This is a genomic window from Cobetia sp. 5-11-6-3 (assembly GCF_013374055.1).
Classification (GTDB): Bacteria; Pseudomonadota; Gammaproteobacteria; order Pseudomonadales; family Halomonadaceae; genus Cobetia; species Cobetia marina.
Map to the genome: position 1 here is coordinate 582,770 of NZ_BLWJ01000001.1, position 17,285 is coordinate 600,054.

Consider the following 17,285-nt stretch of genomic DNA (forward strand, 5'->3'; position numbering starts at 1 on the left):
CGCGCTCGTAGCCGCAGCCATGCACTCAATCCCGATGCCGTCGCTCAGCAGCAGTCCCTGAAGGCCATGGCACTGGCCGGCCCGCAGGCGCAGAGCGCTCAGCCAGCCGACGCCGTGCTCGATGACGTCGCCCCGACCGCAGCACCGCAGCAACCGGTTCCCGCCGTTGCCGAGGAAGGTGCCGAAGGCGTGAAGGTCGCGCCTGAGACGGTCGAGAGCAGTGAACCGCAAGCGCAAGCTGTCGTCGCTGACAGCGACGGCGACAAGGCAGCGCCTGCCGACACCAGTGCCGACGTCAGCGCCAAGGTGGAGACGGACGTGACGCCGGCCGTGGCTGTGACCGCTGACGACGCCACGCCTGATGAGCAGCCGTCGGTCGCCGAGACGCCAGAGGCGCCGGAAATCAGTGCGCCCAGCACGCAAGCCCTGCAACAGGACGTGACGACACGGGATGGCTCTGCCGAGGTCAGCGACTCCAGCACCGCGCCTGCCACGCCCCATCAGGCTCAGCGCACTGAACAGCACGCCACCCAGCGTACTGAGCAGCATGCACCGCAGCAGGCCAGCGCTCATCAAGCGCAGGCCGAGACGCTGAGCGCAACGACCGATACCGATGCCGACACCTCTGAAACCGTGTCCGATGCCGAGGCCGATGTGGCAGCAACGGACGTCAAGGCGGATGACAGCGCGGTACAGGCGCAGGTCGCGGTGGAGACCGCACCGGAAGCGGCCGTCGACAGCCAGGCGCTGAAGGACAGCGTGATGCCGCAGGAGACGGCGTCCGTGGCAGAGACCGAAGCTTGCGTGGAAGCAGACACCCCCCATCGCACTGAGCACGCCAGCGACGCTGCGCCGACTGCGACAGCAGAAGACGTCAGCGAAGCGGCGACGCAGCCAGAGGCGACAGCTCAGGTAGAAGCGACTCCTGAGACTGCACCTGCCGAGCAAGATGCAGGACAGTCTGAAGCCGCCAAGCCGGAAGTGCAGCAGCCACAGACGGAATCTGCCGCGACCCCGCTGGCGTCGACTCAGGCCGATGCACAGCCTGATGCGTCTCAGGCAGAGGCTGCGCCAGCAGAGCCCGCTCTGGAAGATGTCGAGGCGACCGCCTCCGTGCAGACGGAAACGCCAGCACAGGATGACGACATCGCCGCGGCAGACGCTCAGGCACCTGCAAGCGATGACAAGCAAGATGAGGCAGCCGGGACCGCCAACGCTTCACGTCGCCGCCGTGGTGCTCGCGCCTACAATGACCCGCGCGAAGTTCGTCGTCGTGAGCGTGAGGCCGCCGAGAAAGCGGCCGCCGATGCTCAGGCGACAGAGGGTCAGGCAGAAGTCAGCTCGCAGGACAACGACGACAGCACGACACGTTGAGCCCTGCCCCCTGCCTCACCGGCTTCATCGGTGCAGGCAGGGGATTGACCCGTCACGAAAAAGCCCCGCAGATCACTCTGCGGGGCTTTTTCGTGACGGAATACCTTCGACAAACCGACCAACCGTCAGGAAGGCGTCGCGGCCATCTCTCCCAGTACGCGCGGTTCCTGCTCCAGCCAGATCCCGAAGCGCGCATGAACGCTCTCACGCACCTCCTGTGCCAGCGCCAGCAGCTCCGAGACCTGCCCGCCCCCAAAGTGAACCAGCACCAGCGCCTGGCGATCATGCACGCCGACATGACCCCGACGTGCCCCCTTGAGGCCACATTGGTCGATCAGCCAGCCGGCCGCCAATTTCACGCTGTCATCGGCCTGCGGGTAGTGCGGCAAGGTCGGATGATGCGCCAACAGCTCGCGAGCCTCGTCGGCGGCAAGCTGAGGGTTCTTGAAGAAGCTTCCCGCATTGCCGAGCACCGCAGGGTCCGGCAGCTTTTCACTGCGCATGGCAATCACGGCATTCGCCACACTCAATGGCGTGATGGCCTCCCCTTGCGGTGTGGCGGCACTAACGCGCTGAGCGAGGTCCCCATAGGCGAGTTGCGGTGTCGCTTCACGCGTCACCACGAACTCCAGGCGAGTGATCAGGACGCGATGCTCAAGCGACCCCTTGAAGAGACTGTCACGGTAGCCGAAGGCGCACTCCTCGCGACTCAGCCAGCGCGTGCTGCCATCCTCCAGCGACATGACTTCCAGTCGCAGCAGATGGTCGGCCAGCTCGACACCATAGGCACCGATGTTCTGGATCGGGGCTGCGCCACAGCAGCCGGGAATCAAGGCCAGATTCTCATAGCCCCACCAGCCAGCTGTCGCCAGCTCCATCACCAGGGCGTGCCAGCGCTTGCCCGCCTCGACACTCACGGTGGCGGTTCTACCATCCGCTGCCGGCGTGATCGTCATGGCCTCGAAGGCCGGGCGCATCACATGGGCATCCAGCCAGGGCAGCAACACCAGATTGCTGCCCCCACCGATCACCACCAGACGCTCATCGGCCGCACGCGAGTCCAGAATCTGGCGACGCGCCTCGGCCACGCTGCGTGGCTCACTGAAGGTACGTGCGGTGGCGGCAAAGCCCAGGGTATTGCAGGCCGTCAGTGATGCTCTCGTCGATGTCTTGTCGGACGCCATCATGAAGGGGCCCGCGTGACAGGTGGCAGGGCATCGATCAATGCCTCACAGGCGATGTCGATCAGGTCCAGCACCTGCTCGAAGGCCTCAGCCCCCCCGGTATAGGGGTCCGGCACTTCGCGACTGCCTCGCGCCGGAGCCGGCAGCGGCGTCGGCAGCAGGTCCAGCAGACGGCCAAGCAGTGCCGGACTGTCCTGGGGTGCCAGACGCCGCGCGTCACTCAGGTTGGCATCATCCATCACCAGGATCAGATCGACGTCATAAAAGTCCTGCACGCACAGCTGGCGGGCGCGCAGGCCACTGATGTCGTACCCACGCTCAGCCGCATGCGCGATGGCACGTGAATCCGGCGGAGCACCCACATGCCAGTCACTGGTACCACAGCTGTCGACCTCGATGAGCTCATCCAGCCCATGGCGTGCCAGCGCGGCACGCAGTACGCCTTCCGCGCTGGGGGAGCGACAGATATTGCCCAGACAGACCATCAGAATTCGTCTGACCGGCGGTCTGCGCGCCGCTATCCGCTCAAGCAACTCACTCATCACCGGCCTCTTGCGTCAGCCAGTCACGCACGCGCTCGAGATCTTCCTGGGTATCCACACCGGCAGGATGGGAGGTGCAGGCGATGGCGACCTGAATCGCATGACCATGATGCAGTGCGCGCAATTGCTCGAGCTGCTCGAGCTGCTCCAGCGGCGCCGGCAGCCAATCGACATATTCGCTCAGAAAGCTGGCGCGATAGGCGTAGAGACCGATATGGCGCAACCAGGAGTCGGTGGCCAGCACGGTCGGCGGCGTGGTGAAGTGCTCCCGATCCCACGGCAGCGGTGCGCGCGAGAAGTACAGCGCGCGACCACGCAGATCACGCACCACCTTGACCACATTGGGATTGAACAGGCTATCGACACTGGTGATGGGCTCGGCCAGGGTCGCGATGGAAGCCCCCTCGTCTTCCTCGAGACGCAAGGTGACCTGATCGATCAGCGCGGCAGGCAACAACGGCTCATCTCCCTGCACGTTGACGACCAGCGTCTCGGGAGCCAGTGCCAGCCGCTCGACCACTTCCGCGAGACGATCGGTGCCACTGGGGTGATCGGCACGAGTCATCACGACCTCGGCACCGAAGCCCTCACAGACGGTGCGGATACGCTCGTCGTCCGTGGCGATCACCACACGGCTTGCCTGACTGGCACAGGCATTGCGCCAGACATGCTCGATCATCGGCCGACCATGGATGTCCGCCAACGGCTTGCCGGGCAGGCGCGAGGAGTTGAAGCGCGCCGGAATCACCACCACGGCGCCACGACCTGTCACATCACTGCTGTGCGCCACATCGCTCATCAGCCGCGACTCCCCTTGAGCTTCTCGTCGGCATCCATCACGCGCGCTTCTTCTTCCAGCATGACGGGGATGCCGTCACGCACGGGATAGGCCAGCCCATCATAGAAGCACTTGAGCTCGGCATTCGCCGCATCGTAGGTCAGCTTGGCCTGACAAAGCGGGCAGACCAGCAGCGCGAGCAATTCCTTGTCCATCGAGACATCTCCGGGATAACAGCTAATAAGAAAGAAACAATCGGTCAGTCGCTCACAGCGCCTCGAGGCGGTTGGCGAGCCAATCCACCAGCGCCTGATCCGGCCGTGCCTCGACATCCAGTGCCCAGCAACGCTCGTTGGCGAAGCGGCGACACTTCACGGCATCCTTGGCCGTCATCACCACCGGCAGGTTGTCGGAAAAGCGCAGATCCGTCGGCGTGAAGCGATGATGGTCCGCCAGGGGATGGGGCTGATGCTCCACCCCCAGATTGGTCAAGGTACGGAAGAAACGCTGGGGATTGCCGATGCCGGCCAAGGCATGCACCGAGCCACTGAATGGCTGATGAGTGGCGGGATAACGCACATCATCGATCAGATGGCGCCAATGGACCGGCGTCAGCGTCATGCAATGTGATTCCACCGGCAGGCGGGTGCAGTCGATCACCCCATTGGAGATCACGGCATCGACACTCGCCAGCCGTGACAGCGGCTCCCGCAGGGGACCCGCCGGCAGGCACCGCTGATTGCCGAAGGCGCGCTCGCCATCCACCACCACCAACTCGATGTCGCGCCCCAGCGCATGGTGCTGCAAGCCGTCATCGGAGAGCAGGATGTCGCACCCCGCCGCGATCAGACGACGCGCGGCACTGGGACGGTCCGGGTCCACCGCCACCGGCAGGCCGGTCTGCTGAGCCAGCATCACCGGCTCATCACCGGCATGCTGCGGGTCCGTATCGGCCTGGACATACAGCGGGTAACGCGGCGCGTGGCCACCATAGCCCCGTGAGATGATGCCCGGGCGCCAGCCCTGCTCGCTCAACCAACGGCCGAGCCAGGCCACCAGCGGCGACTTGCCGGTTCCACCGACGGTGATGTTGCCGATCACGATCACCGGCACCGGCGCCTTCCAGACCTCACGCTTGCCAGTGAGATAGGCCTCACGTCGGCGTGCCACCACCCCTTTATAGACATGCTCCAGCGGACGTAACAGATGGAGCCAGGCGGCGCCCCGATACCAGGCGTCTACCAGTCGTTCACTCATGCGTCAGCCGTCTCCCGGAACTGGATGCGATGCAGGGCGGCGTAGGCCCCTTCCTTAGCGATCAACGCTTCATGCGTACCGTCTTCGATGATCTCGCCGTCATCCATCACCAGGATGCGATCCGCCTTCTCGATGGTGGACAGGCGGTGCGCGATGACGAAGGTGGTACGGCCCTGACAGACTTCCTCCAGCGCCCGCTGGATGTAGCGTTCCGACTCGGTGTCCAGCGCCGAGGTGGCCTCGTCCAGCACCAGAATCGGCGAATCCTTGTAGATGGCACGCGCAATGGCGATGCGCTGACGCTGCCCTCCCGAGAGCATGATGCCGTTGTCACCGACGATGGTGTCATAGCCCTGACTCATGCGTTCGATGAACTCGTGGGCATAGGCGGCGCGCGCCGCCTCCTCGACCCGCTGGACATCCGCTTCCCCGGTGCCGTAGGCGATATTGGCGGTGAGGTTGGCATTGAACAGCGTCACGTTCTGGGAGACCAGCGCGATCTGCTGGCGCATCGGGCGCAGCTTGTAGTCCTCGATGGCCACGTCGTCGATCAGGATGCGGCCCGTGGTAGGCGAGTAGAACCGTGGCAGCAGGCTCATCAGCGTCGACTTGCCGGAACCGGAGCGCCCGACGATGGCCACCATCTGCCCGGCCTCCACTTCCAGATCGATGCCCTTGAGCACATCCGGCTGATTGTCGGCGTAGCGGAAGTGGACGTTGTCGAAGCGCACCCGACCCGCCAGGCGACCGTCCGGAACCACGTTGCCGTTGTCGGGCTCCGCGGGCATGTCGAGCAGCCCGAACAGCTCCTCGGATGCCGCCATGCCCTTCTGGATCTCGCCGTTGACCTCGGTCAGCTGACGCACCGGCTTGGCCATCATCGAGGCCGCGGTGATGAAGCCGACGAATTCACCCGCCGACATGCCAGCCATCAATTCCGGCGCCATCGCCAGCCACACCAGGGTCGCCAGTGCCACGGCGATCAACAGCTGGATCACCGGCGTGGCGGTGGCCTTGGTCAACGCCTCCTTCATCTTCTGCTCGCGGTTGTACTCACTGACCGCAGCGAAGCGCGCCTTCTCGTAATCTTCCGCACCGTGGGTGCGGACCACCCGATGCCCGGACAGCGCCTCGGATGCCACATGGGTGACCTCCCCCATCGAGCCCTGGATACGCTTGGAGAGCTTGCGGAAGCGCTTGCTGGCATAGCTGACCACCCAGCCGATCAGCGGCGTGACCGCGATGAATACCAGCGTGAGTTTCCAGTTGGTCCAGAACAGATAGCTCAGCAGACCCAGCACGAAGAAGCCTTCGCGCATGATGATGGTCAATGCCTTGGTGGCGGCGCCGGTGATCTGCTCCACGTGATAGGTCACGCGGGTGATCAGGTGACCGGTGGAGTTCTCGTCGAAGTAACGTCCCGGCAGATGCAGCATGTGGTTGAACACGGTGGTACGCAGGGTATGCACCACGTTGCGTGCCACGTCGCTCATGCAGTAGGTCCCCAGGAAGGTCCCCACACCGCGTATCGCGAACATGCCGATCACGAACAACGGCAGGAACAATCTGAACTGGGCGTCAGGATTCTGAATGCCATCGATCAGGCGCTTCATCATCTCGGCCAGCGCCGTGCTCGAGGCACCATAGATGACGTAACCCAGCACGGCAGCCAGGAACATCTTCCAGTACGGACGGACATAGCCGAGCAGGCGGCGGTAATGAATCCAGGTGGAGTCGCGACTCACGGGGTCTCCATAGACTTGAGCGGCGCCCTCATGGGGCATCCGGTGGTGATGTATCGGTCCCGGTGCGCGTACTGATGCGCACTCGGGTAATGCCCACTTCGGCGGCAGCGTCCAACGCTTTCACCACCTTCGCATGTGGCGTACGGCCATCGGCTTCGAGGATCAACCCGAAGCGATCAGCCTGGTCCTTGTGTCGTGCAAGCGCAGTCCCCAATGCTGACTCGGTGAGCGAGGTGTCCCCGAGCGTGAAATCTCCCTTGGCGCCGATGGTCATGATCAGCGGCGCCTGCTCCACGGCGCTGGCCTGACTGGATTGCGGCAGAATCAGGTCCAGGGCGCGTCGACTGTCAAACGTGGTCGAGACCATGAAGAAGATCAGCAGCAGAAAGACCACGTCGATCAGCGGCGTAAGATTGACCTCGACCGATTCACGCTGGCGGCGAGGAAACCTCATGACGGCCTCCCGGGCCCCACGCCTCGATCAGCGAGCGTGTCGGAGCCCGAGAGCGGATCATCCTCGTCCCGACGCATGTAGGCCGGCAGGTCTTCCGGCAGACTCTCCCTCGGCGCTGGCCCGTTGCGCTGGCCCGCGCGACGATCGAAGCCGTCATGACTCTCGGCCAGCCCCAGCTCCCCCTGATGGTGCGAGATGTATTCCACCACCTGCCCCGCCTGCTCTTCCATGGTCACGGTGATGTCTTCCACGCGACGCTGGAAATAGCGATGGAACATCAGCGCCGGAATCGCGACCGTTAGACCCGCCGCCGTGGTGACAAGCGCCTGGGAAATCCCGCCGGCCAGCTCCTGGGCACGCTCGGCGGACCCGGCGTCCACGATCACGGCGAAGACATCGATCATGCCGACCACCGTGCCCAGAAGGCCCAGCAGCGGGGTGATGGCCGCGATGGTCCCCAGGGGGCTCAGGAAGCGCTCCATGTCGTGGATTACCGCAACGGCCGATTCCTGAATGCGCGCACGCACCTGTTCATTGCCCAGGCGCGCATTGCGAAGCCCTGCCGCCAGCACCCCCCCAAGGGGCGAATGACTCTCCAACCAGTAGACATTGACCTGTCCCTGACTGATCAGTTCACACACCTGCTGTCCCAGACCGCGCGGCGCGATACGGCGCGTGCGCAACGTCCACAGACGTTCGAGGATGATGGCCAGTGCCACGACCGAACATCCCAGGATCGGGAGCATCAGCAGCCCCCCTGCGTACAAGGCTTCCAACATGTGACCTCTCCCTTGGTCTTGATGGTGCACCGTCAACGGCGCCGATCATTGTTGTCGTCATCAGGCCTGCGCGACCGCGTCCCTGGCACGCTGACAGGCAGACATTCGCCATGCCCCTGATCAATCAACGGATTTTACCCCAAGGCACTGCGTATCGATACCGGCAGCACCCCGCGCGGGAATGAGGCGCTCCGCGTCAGGGGACCACTCCCAGCGCAGCGCTCCCTCCAGGCCACTGTGCCAGACACATTGCGCATGCCGCATCAGGCGTTCGACCACCTCGTCATGCGGATGACCATGCGGGTTGTAGCGTCCGGCACTGATGATCGCGTGGCGCGGTGCCAGACGCGCGAGCCAGGATTCCCCACTGCTGCTGCGACTGCCATGGTGCGCGACGACCAGCAATGGCAGCGGGCTTCCCGCCAGCCGACGCGAGAGCAGCTCCACCAGCTGGCGCTCCTCCTGCACCCCGATATCGCCACTCAGCAACGCCAGCGGACGCTCACCCCACGCAATCAGGACCACACAGGAGTGGGCATTGTCACGTCGCGCCTTCCACCCGGGCGGCGGCCACAACATCTCCAGTTTCACGGGGCGGTCGGCGAGATGGCCGAGCGTGATGCGCCGCCCTGCCTCACAGGACGCGGTCGGCACGCCCTTCAGCCAGCCGACCTGACGGTCAAGACGGCCTCTCTGTCCCTCAGGCACCCACAGTTGCGCGACCTGCTCCGCTCGCAGCGCCGCCAGTCCGCCTGCATGATCGCCATCACCATGACTGATGATGACGCCCCAGGGCGCCTCGGCAGCCGTCAGCAGCTCCCCCATGCGCGGCGGCCCGAAGGCAGCACCGGGGCCGAGATCATAGAGCCAATGACGAGGAAGATCCTCCATCGTCTCAGGTGACAGCACGCGCCCCGCTACCCTGAGCGATATCGCCAGCCCCTGACCGACGTCATGGACGGTCACGACCAACGGGGCCGCTCGCGAACCAGCAAGCCACGCGCTGTCGCGCCCTGTGCGTCCTTCGCCGGCGTGGGCGCTGGACGGCCATGGCGCAGGCGGCCACAGCAGCAAGGCAAGCCCCGTCCCCCACAGCATCGCCAGGGCGGTACACAGCCCTCTGACACGGCGCTCCAATCCCGGCACTCCACTTGCCAGCCACAGGCCGCCCAGTACCATCATCACCATCGCTGCTGCCATGTCAGCGGACAGGTAGTCCGTCGCTGTCCGTGCGGGCCAGAGGCCATGACGCTGCGTGACGGTCCCGAGCCACGCCATGCCATGATCCACTCGCTCGGCGAGCCACTGCCACAGCGCCCCGCTCATTCCCGCCCCTTCCGACAGCCTCAAGCCCATCGCGTCCAGCAGGGAGTCGATGCCAGCCAGCCCCCAGCCCAGCATCCCCAACGGCACGACCAGGAGGGTCGCGAGCGGGGCAATGACGAGATTCATCGGCATGGCAAGCCATGACAGCTGACCACGCCCGACCAGCAGAGCGACCCCCATCACCAGCGTCAACACCCATTGACTGCGCAGCGTGGCGCGACACCAGCCCAGCGCACCGCGGGGGCGCTCACACCCCTGCCAGGCCAGCAGCAGCGCTGCCACGGCAAGGAACGAATACCAGGTGCCGGGTCGCCACAAGGCCAGCGGATCAAGGCCGATCACCAGCGACAACGCCAACATCCATATCTGCCAGACGCCCAGGCCGCTGCGCCCGCTGGCCATCCACAACCCAGCACTTGTCATCAGCGCCGCTCGCAGCGCCGGCGGCGCCAGCCCCGCCAGTATCGCGAAACTCCAGGCCGCCAGACACGCCAGCCACCAGGGGGTGACGCTGAAACGCCAGTCGGCAGGACGAAGGCGGCGCAGGACGCCAAAGCTCACCACCAGCACCAGGCTTGCCATCAGCCCGACATGCAGCCCTGACACCACGGCGAGGTGCGTCAACCCGGTGGCATTCAAGGACTCCCAGTCATCGCGAGTCAGCGCCGAGGCACGCCCCAGCGTCAGCGCCGCCAGCCAGCGGCAGGGCGAATGCGCCCATTGGATGTCATCGCTCCGCCCTCCACAGCCCTGCCAGAGCCGCTGCTCGGCCGCCAGGCGCAACGCTGCCACCCCGCGGGGTGGTGCCAGTCGCTGTGCTCGGGCGGGGTCTCGCACGTACCCCGTCGCCACGATCCCCTCGCGCCACCACCAGCTGACCCGATCAAAACTCTGCAGCGCGTCCGGGTTGCTGGCAGCATGCGGCGGCACCAGTCTGGCGATCAGCCGCCACCGCTCCCCTGCTTGCCAGGGAACGAGAAGAGGCGAAGCTGATGATTCAGAGGCGGCACGCCGCGGCCAGTAGCGCCGCAATTGCACCCGCTGGCCCTCAAGACGGCGACAGGCCAGCTCACGCCCGGCGCTCGTCATGCCGGATGCGTTCATCCTGGGGGGCTTGAGCACCTCGCCCTGCTCACCGCCTGCTTCGCCGTCAGCGCCCGAGGCTCGACAGGCTTCCACCCTGAAGACCAGACGCACCGACTCCCCCGGGGCCGGGAGCGAACGGCTGGCCTGCTCGATGCGCCCCTCCAGCCAGATATCCTCGCGCGCCAGTGCTTCGGCAAGCATGAGTGGCTGATGCGCCAGCCCGAGCAACAGCCCACTCCACAGAGCAATCCCCAGCCGCAAAACTGCCGGGCGTCGCGCGAAGGCGAGCATCACCAGCAGGCTTAGCACAAGGGATGGCAGCAACAGGCTGTCTGCCATCCCGCTCAAGACATCCCCTGCGCTTTCGGGTGCGCCATCCGGCATGCGTCCCTGCCAATCGGCCGCCCACTCCCCCTGTCGCGACAGCCACACCCCGGCCACCAGACCGGCGAGCCACTGGATCAGAGCCCCCGGTGTCAGCCAGGACCCGCGAAACCGCGTGGCGTCGCTCGCGCCCACGGGCAGCTTTTCAGACGAATCGTTCAAGGAGGCAGATATCGCTCTTCATCAGGCATGACGGGGGCTGGCCTGCGTTCAGCATCATTTCAAGCACACAGGATTGCACGATGCGGGCCGCTTAACTGAGCTCACAGCATGGCAGTCCCGGGGACATGTATGGATAATGGCCGGCGTTGAATGCCAAATGGCCAAGCCATGCCTCGTCGTCTACTCAAGCGGTTCATGCCGGAACCGGATGCCCTCAGGCGCAAGAAATCCCTGCGCTTCATGCATCACCTGATCGCCGACCCCGCGTTGTGGGCGTTGTCGCGTCGAACCGTTGCCAATGCGTGCATGGTGGGCTTCTTCTGTGCCTTGCTGCCGATCCCCTTCCAGATGGTGGTGGCCGCCTTCGGCGCCTGGGCGTTGCGCTGCAACCTTGCGCTCTCGGTAGGTCTGGTGTGGATCACCAACCCGTTGACCATGCCCGTGGTCTACTACGCGACCTATCGCGTGGGCGCCTGGATGCTCGATACGCCTGCCCGGGTGATGCCGGACCAGGTCTCCGCGGCCTGGTTCGCCAACCAGCTGGAAGATATCCTGCCGGCACTTGCGCTGGGCTCGCTGGTCAGCGCGGTGGTGGTCGCCCTGCTCGCCAACGTGCTGGTCCGGCTGCTGTGGCGTTATCAGGTCGTGCGCAGCTGGCGCAGTCGCCGCAAGGCGCGTCTGGCCGCCAGGCGTTGCACCAAGGCGCAGCGGTCCGACCAGAACGCTGCCCCGGATACCGACAAGTCCTGAAGGCTGACGAGGCCGCCTATGAAAAAGCCCCGCCATCTCTCGATGGCGGGGCTTTTGGCTTTCTGGCATGGCGTGAGGCAGACATCCGCCACTCAGCGGTGGAGCTCAGTCCTCGTGCAGCTTGCCGCCATCCAAGCGCAGCACACGGTGCTGGTGCGCGGCCAGCCCATTGTCGTGGGTCACGATGATGAAGGCGGCCTGCGCTTCCCGAGCGATGTCATCCATCAGCTCCAGAATGCGCGCCGCCGTGGTCTGATCCAGGTTGCCGGTCGGTTCATCCATCAGCACCAGGCTCGGGTCCGTCACCAGCGCACGCGCGATGGCGACGCGCTGACGTTCTCCCCCGGACAGCTCGCCCGGCTTGTGATCGGCGCGCGGCGCCATGCCGACACGCTCCAGCAGCTTGCGCGCCTTGACGGCGGCCTCGGCACGCTTGTGGCCCCGGATGATCAACGGCATCGCCACATTCTCTTCGGCGCTGAATTCCGCCAGCAGATGATGGAACTGATAGACGAAGCCGATGTGCTGATTGCGGAAGCTGCCAAGCGCCGACTCACTGAGCTCGGACAGGCGCTGGCCGGCCACCTTCACGATGCCCTGACTGGGATGATCCAGCCCGCCGAGCAGATTGAGCAGCGTGGTCTTGCCGGAGCCGGAGCTGCCGACGACGGCGACCCGTTCGCCGGCGTGCACACGCAGCTCCAGTTCGTCCAGAACCTGCACCTTCTGCGGGCCTTCGTCGTAGCTGCGACTCAGGCGCTCACAGATCAACATCGGCTTGCCGTGAGCCAGGTCAGTCGCACGGGTGTCAGAAGCCGGGGTCGGCATGGCGGAGTCTCCAGCAGCAGAGCGGGATGATGCATCGGTCGATGTCGGTAGATCATTCATAGCGCAGCACCTCGGCCGGCTGGATGCGGGAAGCGCGCCAGGCCGGATAGAGTGTCGACAGGAAGCTCAGCACCAGCGCGGAGCCGATGATGACGCCCATGTCGGACAGCTCGAGACGAGACGGCAGATAGCTGATGAAGTAGACGTTGGGATCCAGGAACTGGATACCGAAGGTCGACTGCACCCAGGCGATGATGTCGGAGACGCTCAATGCCAATGCCACCCCGGCGATGGCGCCGATGATGATCCCCATCACGCCGATGGTCAGCCCCTGGACGATGAAGATGCCCATGATGCTGCCGGGCTTGGCCCCGAGGGTGCGCAGGATGGCGATGTCGGCGTGCTTGTCGGTCACCATCATCACCAGCGTCGAGACGATGTTGAAGGCCGCCACGGCGACGATCACCATCAGCAGCAGGCCGATCATGTTCTTCTCCATCTGGATGGCGGCGAACAGGTTGCCGTGGGTACGCTTCCAGTCCATGCCGCGATACTGCGGCCCCAGCTGGCTGATGATGTCACGGGTGACGGCATCGGCACTGAACAGATCATCGAGTTTCAGGCGTACGCCCTGCACCTCGCCTTCCTTGAAGCGTGCCAGCTTGGCCATGTCCGAGATGTCGGTGTAGGCGAGACTGGCATCCACGTCCGCGCCGACCTTGAAGATGCCGGTCACCGTGAAGCGCTTGAGGCGCGGGAAGATGCCCCCGGGCGTGATGGAGGCCTCGGGCACCAGCAGCGTGACGCGATCCCCGACGCCGACCCCGAGATTGCGTGCCAGCAGCTCCCCCATCACGATGCCCCAGCTGCCCGGCGTGAGGTCTGCCAGACTTCCCTGCACCATGTGCTCACTGATGATCGAGACCTGGTCCTCCGCGGACGGATCGATACCGGTGACCAGCGCGCCCTTGTTGCGACCATTGGTGGTGAACATGCCCTGCTGCTCGATGTAGGGAGCGGCACCGACGACATGCGGCTTCTCGCGCAACATGCCGGCGAGCGTCTCCCAGTCGGTGACGCTGTCGCGCGCCTCGACCCGCACATGCGGCACCATGCCCAGTACGCGGGTACGCAATTCGTGGTCGAAGCCGTTCATGACGGACAGCACCAGAATCAGTACGGCCACGCCCAACGACAGGCCGAGCATCGAGGTCAGGGAAATGAAGGAAATGAAATGGTTACGGCGCTTGGCGCGGGTATAGCGCAGGCCGATCAGAAAGGGTAGGCGATCCAGCAGCATCGAAGTCGATTCCTTGGGTCAGGGTCGCGGGCCATGATACGCATTCCGCAGGCTCGGCGCATGGGGCCACAATCGCGCCCAGTTTGCCAGCCCTCGCATGAGAACAGCATGAACCGCCAGTCTCGAGTGTCTGGCCATATGACGCACGCAGGGGCTAGCGTCGACGCATGGCTCTGCTATCATCGCGCGCCGAGTCCGCGGTATCGCGGCATTACCGTCACTTCTTCATCAGGGAGATGCCCATGGCCACCCGTCTGCTTGCCGAATGGCACCCGCAGGATGCCATCCAGCTCAGCTGGCCCAGCCCCCACAGCGACTGGAACGAGATGCTCGAGAGCATCGAAGCCACCTGCGAGGCCATGGTGATCGCCATCAGCCGGTATCAGCACGTGCTGATCAGCGTCAGTGACGAGGCCACCCGCGAGCGCCTCACGTCACGCTTCGCCGGTTTCGGCGTGCCGGCCGAGCGTCTGCATCTGCATGTGGCGCCGCTGGATGACACCTGGACGCGTGACCACGGCCCCATCACCGTCGAACGTGATGGCCAGCCGGTACTGCTCGACTACACCTTCACCGGCTGGGGCGGAAAGTTCGAAGCCGCTCGCGACAACGCCCTGACCCGAGCGCTGGCCGCTCAAGGGGTCTATGCAAGCCCGGTGGAAAGTCGCGATTTCATTCTGGAAGGCGGCGGCATCGAGACGGATGGCCTGGGGACACTGTTGACCACCGAGGCCTGCCTGCTCAACGACAATCGCAATGCCGGGCTGAGCCGCGAGCAGGTCGAGGCACAGCTCACGGCTGATTTCGGTGTCTCACGCATCCTGTGGCTGGCCAATGGCCATCTGGAAGGCGATGACACCGACAGTCATGTCGACACCCTGGCGCGCTTCTGCGACCCGCGTACCATCGCCTACGTGCGTTGCGATGATCGCGACGACCCGCACTACCCGGCGCTCAAGGCGATGGAAGCCGAGCTGGAAGACATGCTGGATGCCAATGGCGATCCGTACTTCCTGGTACCGCTGCCATGGCCAGAGGCCTGCTTCGATCCCGAAGACGGCCATCGCCTGCCGGCGACCTATGCCAACTTCCTGATCATCAACGGCGCGGTGCTGGTGCCGACCTATGCCGATCGTCACGACATGATCGCGCTCAAGGCCCTGGCGGGCGCCTTCCCGGGACGTGACATCATCCCGGTCGACTGCCGCGCCGTGATTCGCCAGCATGGCAGTCTGCACTGCATGACCATGCAACTGCCCAAGGGCACCCTAGCCACCTCGAACCTCACTCAAGGAGCACTGTGATGACCACTTCCCGCCGTACACTCAAGGTCGGTGTCGTCCAGCAGCAGGGCTGGCCCGACAAGGATACGAGCCTGGCGGCCAGCGAGGCGGCCATCCGCCGCCTGGCAGCCGGCGGTGCTGAGCTGGTGATGCTGCAGGAGCTGCATGCCAGCCACTATTTCTGCCAGACGGAAGACACCGCGATCTTCGATCTCGCCGAGCCCCTCGAAGGCCCGACCACCCAGCGCCTGGCCGGTCTGGCCGCTGAACTCGGTCTGGTCATCGTCGGCTCCATCTTCGAGCGCCGCGCGGCGGGCGTATATCACAATACCGCCGTGGTGCTCGACAAGGCCGATGGCCTGGTCGGCACCTTCCGCAAGATGCACATCCCGGATGATCCCGGCTTCTACGAGAAGTTCTACTTCACGCCGGGTGATGCGCCCAGCGCTCAGTCGCCGCGCCGCGGTTTCGAGCCCATCGATACCTCGGTGGGCCGCCTGGGCGTGCAGGTCTGCTGGGATCAGTGGTACCCGGAAGGCGCGCGGCTGATGGCACTGGCCGGTGCCGAGATGCTGCTCTATCCCACCGCCATCGGCTGGGACCCGCGCGACGATGAGGCCGAGCAGACGCGCCAGAAGGATGCCTGGACACTGATCCAGCGCAGTCACGGCGTCGCCAATGGCGTGCCGGTGATCGTCGCCAATCGGGTCGGCCATGAAGCGGACCCGACGCCTGCCAGCGAAGGCATCCAGTTCTGGGGGGGCAGCTTCGTGTGCGGACCCCAGGGCGAACTGCTGGCGCATGGCGGCACCGAGCCCGAGGAGTTGCTGGTCGAGGTGGATCTGGCGCGTGGCGAGGACGTGCGCCGCATCTGGCCCTATCTGCGTGACCGCCGCATCGATGCCTATGGCGATCTCACCGAACGCTATCGCGACCGCTAGACGCAAGGTCGCGATCAGCTCCTGAGGAAGCCGCGTGTTTCTTGACGACGCTTCCCGCCCGGGAGATGCCAGCCATGCCACGAGGCGCCCTGCGGGGCGCCTCGTGTCGTATCCGCACGCTTGTCTTTCCCGCCAGGCTGCGCTAAACAGGATAACGCGATAAAAACAGTGTATTCCTCAAGCGCCAACCAGGACGCGGACCATGCCCGAATATCAGCTGATGGCCAGAATAGAGGCGGCCTTCGATGAACAGATCAGCGCAGCCGAACAGGTCATCACTGCCGTCGCGGAGGAGAATTCGCCGCTGTGGCGGCTGGATGGCGGCCATGCCGATCTCGATTGGCTACGGCTCGCGCTGCAGGATGTGTGGTATCAGGATGGGCAGGATGGGCGTGTCACCCGCCCCTATCTGGGCGTGGTGGCGGCAGGCCCGCAGGTGATCCAGGCGGTCTCGGCCCTCAATCTGGCCAAGGAGCATCTGGCGGGACTGTTTGCCGAACTGCGTGAGGCGTATCCCGATCAACTCGCGGAGCTCAAGGCCATCCTGCCCTTCCGCCACCCCGGCCTCAACCAGCACCTGAAGGGCGATGGCCTCGCTCGTCTGCATCTGAAGCAATGCTGGCGGCGCGTACCGGTCGCGGAAGCAGCGGTGGCGCGAGTGCGCTTCGCCTGGTACAGCTCCGGACGCTCCATTCAGCGCGTCAGTGTACCGGAGTGCGAGGCGATGCTGATGAAACTGGATACCGAGGCCGATCACGTGCGCCTGCAGCTCAGACTGCTGGCGGGCCTGCCCTCTGACGAGATACTGGCACGCATCCAGCCTCAGGCGCCGCTGATGCGCGCCAATCTCTTCTATCGTGAGCCGGTCTTGCGCGAGGATGGCGAGCTGCGCGCTCGCCGCGCGATGAACGTCTCGCTGCCGCTGTTCCTGCCCCACGATGACCTGCGCCTGCCGGCGCTCAACCAACCCTCACCGACTCCGCCAGCACAGCGCACACGCGCCAGACGCGGAGATGTGCGCATCGAGGACACGCCCTTTCTCAAGAGCCTGCGCGTGCATCGCTATCGCTGATCTCTAGAGCCGGAGAGCCAGTGAGACAGACAGACTGTGA

The 17,285-nt window shown here is 65.1% G+C and carries 14 protein-coding genes and 1 pseudogene; 4 read left to right on the forward strand and 11 right to left on the reverse strand.

Going from position 1 to position 17,285, the window contains the following annotated elements; genetic code table 11:
• Positions 1 to 1,499: 1,499 nt before the first annotated feature.
• The 9 genes and pseudogenes from murB to HXS66_RS02420 all read right to left on the reverse strand — a co-directional run bounded on the left by murB (position 1,500) and on the right by HXS66_RS02420 (position 11,071).
• Complete coding sequence (murB, locus tag HXS66_RS02380) at positions 1,500 to 2,561, reverse strand: UDP-N-acetylmuramate dehydrogenase (RefSeq protein WP_176502776.1); 1,062 nt, start codon at positions 2,559 to 2,561, stop codon at positions 1,500 to 1,502.
• Positions 2,558 to 3,100, reverse strand: a complete 543-nt coding sequence (locus HXS66_RS02385) for a low molecular weight protein-tyrosine-phosphatase (protein ID WP_176502777.1) — start codon at positions 3,098 to 3,100, stop codon at positions 2,558 to 2,560. The genes murB and HXS66_RS02385 overlap by 4 nt, the downstream gene beginning before the upstream one ends.
• The gene (kdsB, locus tag HXS66_RS02390; protein WP_077372058.1) at positions 3,093 to 3,899 is read right to left on the reverse strand and encodes a 3-deoxy-manno-octulosonate cytidylyltransferase; all 807 of its coding nucleotides are present in this window, start codon (positions 3,897 to 3,899) and stop codon (positions 3,093 to 3,095) included. Before kdsB ends, HXS66_RS02385 begins: the two co-directional genes overlap by 8 nt.
• Positions 3,899 to 4,093 carry a Trm112 family protein gene (locus HXS66_RS02395; protein WP_077372055.1) on the reverse strand — a complete coding sequence of 65 codons (195 nt, stop codon included), beginning with the start codon at positions 4,091 to 4,093 and terminating at the stop codon, positions 3,899 to 3,901. The genes kdsB and HXS66_RS02395 overlap by 1 nt, the downstream gene beginning before the upstream one ends.
• A gap of 52 nt (positions 4,094 to 4,145) precedes the next feature.
• Positions 4,146 to 5,135: a tetraacyldisaccharide 4'-kinase gene (gene lpxK / locus HXS66_RS02400; protein ID WP_077372052.1), complete on the reverse strand. Its 990-nt coding sequence runs from the start codon at positions 5,133 to 5,135 to the stop codon at positions 4,146 to 4,148.
• Positions 5,132 to 6,880 (reverse strand): lipid A export permease/ATP-binding protein MsbA, encoded by a 1,749-nt coding sequence (gene msbA / locus HXS66_RS02405; RefSeq protein ID WP_255303063.1) that lies wholly within the window; start codon positions 6,878 to 6,880, stop codon positions 5,132 to 5,134. The genes lpxK and msbA overlap by 4 nt, the downstream gene beginning before the upstream one ends.
• A 28-nt stretch (positions 6,881 to 6,908) precedes the next feature.
• The gene (locus HXS66_RS02410) at positions 6,909 to 7,334 is read right to left on the reverse strand and encodes a biopolymer transporter ExbD (protein ID WP_176502779.1); all 426 of its coding nucleotides are present in this window, start codon (positions 7,332 to 7,334) and stop codon (positions 6,909 to 6,911) included.
• 194 nt (positions 7,335 to 7,528) lie between these two features.
• A pseudogene (locus tag HXS66_RS02415) lies at positions 7,529 to 8,113 on the reverse strand (MotA/TolQ/ExbB proton channel family protein); the annotation flags it as partial.
• A gap of 120 nt (positions 8,114 to 8,233) precedes the next feature.
• Positions 8,234 to 11,071: a ComEC/Rec2 family competence protein gene (locus tag HXS66_RS02420; RefSeq protein WP_176502780.1), complete on the reverse strand. Its 2,838-nt coding sequence runs from the start codon at positions 11,069 to 11,071 to the stop codon at positions 8,234 to 8,236.
• 168 nt (positions 11,072 to 11,239) lie between these two features.
• On the opposite strand from HXS66_RS02420, the gene HXS66_RS02425 reads away from it, so the two are divergent.
• Entirely contained in the window at positions 11,240 to 11,821 is a 582-nt protein-coding gene (locus HXS66_RS02425) for a DUF2062 domain-containing protein (protein ID WP_077372037.1), read from the forward strand.
• Positions 11,822 to 11,926: 105 nt separating this feature from the next.
• Here the strand turns inward: HXS66_RS02425 and HXS66_RS02430 are convergent, their stop codons facing one another.
• Together HXS66_RS02430 and HXS66_RS02435 are read right to left on the reverse strand one after the other, a co-directional pair.
• On the reverse strand, positions 11,927 to 12,649 hold the full coding sequence (locus HXS66_RS02430) for an ABC transporter ATP-binding protein (protein ID WP_077372034.1): 723 nt from the start codon (positions 12,647 to 12,649) through the stop codon (positions 11,927 to 11,929).
• A 52-nt stretch (positions 12,650 to 12,701) separates the two neighbouring features.
• Positions 12,702 to 13,946, reverse strand: a complete 1,245-nt coding sequence (locus tag HXS66_RS02435) for a lipoprotein-releasing ABC transporter permease subunit (protein WP_077373141.1) — start codon at positions 13,944 to 13,946, stop codon at positions 12,702 to 12,704.
• 245 nt (positions 13,947 to 14,191) lie between these two features.
• Between HXS66_RS02435 and HXS66_RS02440 the strand changes: the two genes are divergently transcribed.
• The 3 genes from HXS66_RS02440 to HXS66_RS02450 all read left to right on the forward strand — a co-directional run bounded on the left by HXS66_RS02440 (position 14,192) and on the right by HXS66_RS02450 (position 17,245).
• Positions 14,192 to 15,253, forward strand: coding sequence for an agmatine/peptidylarginine deiminase (locus HXS66_RS02440; RefSeq protein ID WP_084209144.1), 1,062 nt, complete (start codon positions 14,192 to 14,194; stop codon positions 15,251 to 15,253).
• Entirely contained in the window at positions 15,253 to 16,173 is a 921-nt protein-coding gene (locus HXS66_RS02445) for a carbon-nitrogen hydrolase (RefSeq protein WP_176502781.1), read from the forward strand. Before HXS66_RS02440 ends, HXS66_RS02445 begins: the two co-directional genes overlap by 1 nt.
• Before the next feature lie 202 nt (positions 16,174 to 16,375).
• Positions 16,376 to 17,245 carry a DNA replication terminus site-binding protein gene (locus HXS66_RS02450; RefSeq protein WP_176502782.1) on the forward strand — a complete coding sequence of 290 codons (870 nt, stop codon included), beginning with the start codon at positions 16,376 to 16,378 and terminating at the stop codon, positions 17,243 to 17,245.
• Positions 17,246 to 17,285 lie beyond the last annotated feature (40 nt).

Excerpts from the sequence above, each read along its gene's own strand:
- murB (WP_176502776.1), bottom strand. The coding sequence starts at position 2,561 with ATGATGGCGTCCGACAAGACATCGACGAGAGCATCACTGACGGCCTGC.
- HXS66_RS02385 (WP_176502777.1), bottom strand. The coding sequence starts at position 3,100 with ATGAGTGAGTTGCTTGAGCGGATAGCGGCGCGCAGACCGCCGGTCAGA.
- kdsB (WP_077372058.1), bottom strand. The coding sequence starts at position 3,899 with ATGAGCGATGTGGCGCACAGCAGTGATGTGACAGGTCGTGGCGCCGTG.
- HXS66_RS02395 (WP_077372055.1), bottom strand. The coding sequence starts at position 4,093 with ATGGACAAGGAATTGCTCGCGCTGCTGGTCTGCCCGCTTTGTCAGGCC.
- HXS66_RS02410 (WP_176502779.1), bottom strand. The coding sequence starts at position 7,334 with ATGAGGTTTCCTCGCCGCCAGCGTGAATCGGTCGAGGTCAATCTTACG.
- HXS66_RS02425 (WP_077372037.1), top strand. The coding sequence starts at position 11,240 with ATGCCTCGTCGTCTACTCAAGCGGTTCATGCCGGAACCGGATGCCCTC.
- HXS66_RS02445 (WP_176502781.1), top strand. The coding sequence starts at position 15,253 with ATGACCACTTCCCGCCGTACACTCAAGGTCGGTGTCGTCCAGCAGCAG.
- HXS66_RS02440 (WP_084209144.1), top strand. The coding sequence starts at position 14,192 with ATGGCCACCCGTCTGCTTGCCGAATGGCACCCGCAGGATGCCATCCAG.
- HXS66_RS02430 (WP_077372034.1), bottom strand. The coding sequence starts at position 12,649 with ATGCCGACCCCGGCTTCTGACACCCGTGCGACTGACCTGGCTCACGGC.
- lpxK (WP_077372052.1), bottom strand. The coding sequence starts at position 5,135 with ATGAGTGAACGACTGGTAGACGCCTGGTATCGGGGCGCCGCCTGGCTC.
- HXS66_RS02450 (WP_176502782.1), top strand. The coding sequence starts at position 16,376 with ATGCCCGAATATCAGCTGATGGCCAGAATAGAGGCGGCCTTCGATGAA.